This is a genomic window from Spiroplasma sp. hy2, from assembly GCF_044714365.1.
GTDB lineage: Bacteria > Bacillota_I > Bacilli_A > Mycoplasmatales > Mycoplasmataceae > Spiroplasma > Spiroplasma phoeniceum.
Map to the genome: position 1 here is coordinate 1 of NZ_RXFZ02000200.1, position 1,631 is coordinate 1,631.

4 protein-coding genes are annotated in these 1,631 nt (G+C 25.4%); all 4 read right to left on the minus strand.

The features are described 5' to 3' along the window. Positions 1–113: 113 nt before the first annotated feature. From EHV01_RS05355 to EHV01_RS05370, 4 genes are read right to left on the minus strand one after another with little or no spacing between them, the layout of a single operon-like run. Positions 114–251 carry a hypothetical protein gene (locus tag EHV01_RS05355; RefSeq protein ID WP_158676100.1) on the minus strand — a complete coding sequence of 46 codons (138 nt, stop codon included), beginning with the start codon at positions 249–251 and terminating at the stop codon, positions 114–116. A 1-nt stretch (position 252) separates the two neighbouring features. Beyond that, on the minus strand, positions 253–417 hold the full coding sequence (locus EHV01_RS05360; RefSeq protein WP_158676101.1) for a hypothetical protein: 165 nt from the start codon (positions 415–417) through the stop codon (positions 253–255). 12 nt (positions 418–429) lie between these two features. After that, complete coding sequence (locus EHV01_RS05365; RefSeq protein ID WP_422066556.1) at positions 430–588, minus strand: hypothetical protein; 159 nt, start codon at positions 586–588, stop codon at positions 430–432. A 9-nt stretch (positions 589–597) separates the two neighbouring features. After that, positions 598–882 carry a hypothetical protein gene (locus EHV01_RS05370; RefSeq protein ID WP_422066557.1) on the minus strand — a complete coding sequence of 95 codons (285 nt, stop codon included), beginning with the start codon at positions 880–882 and terminating at the stop codon, positions 598–600. Positions 883–1,631: the final 749 nt, after the last annotated feature.

Below are 1,631 nucleotides of genomic sequence, written 5' to 3' on the forward strand. Positions count from 1 at the left end.
TCATTTTTTAATTGTTAATGCTTTTAAACTTAATTCTTTAAAATCATTTCCTTTTAAATAAAATGGATAAGTAATATTTTTAACTTCATTATTTAACTTTAAATCTGACATAATTAAATTTCCTCTAATTCCATTTCATTAATTAAATTATCAATATAGTCATAAGCACTGTCTTCTGAATGACATTCTTCTAATGCTAAATTAAATAAATCTTCTTCTGTATAAACAGAACCATTTTCATCTTTTCACATATTATTCACATCCTTGTCATTTAATTTTTTTATCTTCTAAATCAATAATTGTTGTTTTACAATAACTTAAATTTTCAGCAGTAATTTTTGCTTCTTCAAATGTATAAAATGATAAAGTATCAATGCTATATTTATTTTTAATTACTAATAAGTATCTTTTATTCATTTTTTATTCCTCCTAATTCTGTTTACCTAATGCTCAATGTTCCTCAGTCATATCTTCAAATGAAACGGGATAAGCACGTAGTATTAATTCTTGTAATTTATTTTCTTGATTGCATTTTGAGCAATATCCTCAATATTTTTGTTTAATGCAAATTTTATTTAACTTTTTCATATAAAACTCCTAAATTATTCCTTTAATTTTTTTATCAATTTGTAATATTTTTCATCCATCTGATGCTAAATCTAAAATATCGTTAATTTTGTAATGTTGCATATATGAATTAATAACATCTCATTTATTTTCAAATAAATTTAAGTACATTTTTGCTCATTCTAAACATTGCAAATCATAATGATTTTTATGATGTTTAATACTACAATTAACAGGTTGACAATTAACTCAATCAAATGATGTTGTTATTTCATTTCAAGTTTTATTAATATATTTACTTTTATATTCTGTCATTTTTTAATTCTCCTTTTTAACTCGCTGGCACTCACTCCCAAGTGAAAGTGCCAAAGCGAGAGTTAGTTATATAAGTATTTATCTATTTATTTATTACGCCATCCGCTTCACTGGGGGTGAGCGGTGGCGATTAGAATTTACAATTAACTACAAAGTACTACAATGTTCTACATTTTGTAGTTGTTTGTAAATTTGTTACGCCGTGTATATACACCTCTTCATCCGCACCATTTCAGGTCAAAGCGTTCAGTTTTTAAAATAAATTCACTTGCACCTTGAAGAGCCTAATGCTATACGCAAATTTATTTATAAAGTGACCATCTCAATATTTATTGTGGTTTGATGTTGACCTTGCACTTATCACCACTATCGTTTAATTGTTCTTACAACCAACGCCGATTTACATTTTTCCTCATACACTATTTCAGTACTTGCCTCGGCCGGCTTGTGGAAAATGAATTATAAACAATTCATTTAGTACTTAGTTATTAACAAATAACTGTTCCACACTACATTAAGTTGTTTTATAAAATTTAAGTTTTAACAAACCAGTTTCTCAATCAAAGATAATTTTTGAATTTTCAAGTTTCTGATAAAACTGCTTTTGTTTTCAATTTTTAGTTTGATTTAATAAATCTTTGTGCTTTTCACAAGTTCATAAAACTTTATTTGATAAAAATTTTTCAGTAATAAATGATATTGCTTTATAACAATCATTAACATCACATATTTTTTGTTGTTTAANTTWT